The following is a 631-nucleotide window of genomic DNA, read 5'->3' as shown; positions in this document are numbered from 1 at the left end:
ACGCCTCCCACATGACCGCCAGCGAGTCAGCCAATTGATTGACTGCGGTCATCGCACACGACCGTTTGGCCGCCGTGAGCTGGGTGTAACGAGCGGTGGTATTGAGGCTGGCATGACCGAGCAGCGTTTGCAGTGAACGCAGGTCCAGCCCCTGTTGCAGCAGGTGGGTAGCATAGCAGTGGCGCAGGGTATGCGGGCTGACGGATTTGCGGATCCCGCAGTCGCGGCAGACCTGTTTCATGGCTTTTTGCACCCCGCCTCGGTCCATTGGTGACTCGGCCGCTTTTCTTGTGCCGGGGAACAGTAGTCGTGGATGATGGTGGGATTGCCAATGTGAACGCAAGGCGCGCAATGTCCTGTTGGGCAAGGGGACCAGGCGGTCTTTGCCGCCTTTGGCATTGCGAACATGTACTTGCTGCTGAGCGCTGTCAATATCGGCCACGGTCAGCGACAGTCCTTCGCCAAGCCGCAGTCCCAGACTATAGAGGGTATAGAAGAACATCTGGTAGCGGCGTTGTCGGGTCATGCTGATCAGCAGGCCGACTTCGGCGGGTGAGAGGATATCGGGCAAGGTGCTGAGCTGCGGCGGTTTGACGATGTCGAGCCACTGCCATTGTTTATCGAGCGTATG

1 protein-coding gene is annotated in these 631 nt (G+C 59.3%); it reads right to left on the bottom strand.

Annotated elements, in window-relative coordinates:
• Positions 1-631, bottom strand: a 631-nt coding sequence (locus ABD827_RS17785; protein WP_344966039.1) for a tyrosine-type recombinase/integrase, incomplete at both ends; no start/stop codon positions are given.

Source organism: Oceanisphaera sediminis (assembly GCF_039539745.1).
GTDB classification, from domain to species: Bacteria; Pseudomonadota; Gammaproteobacteria; order Enterobacterales; family Aeromonadaceae; genus Oceanimonas; species Oceanimonas sediminis.
The sequence above is the reverse complement of the archived record's forward strand: the minus strand, read 5'-3'. Positions and strand labels throughout refer to the sequence as shown.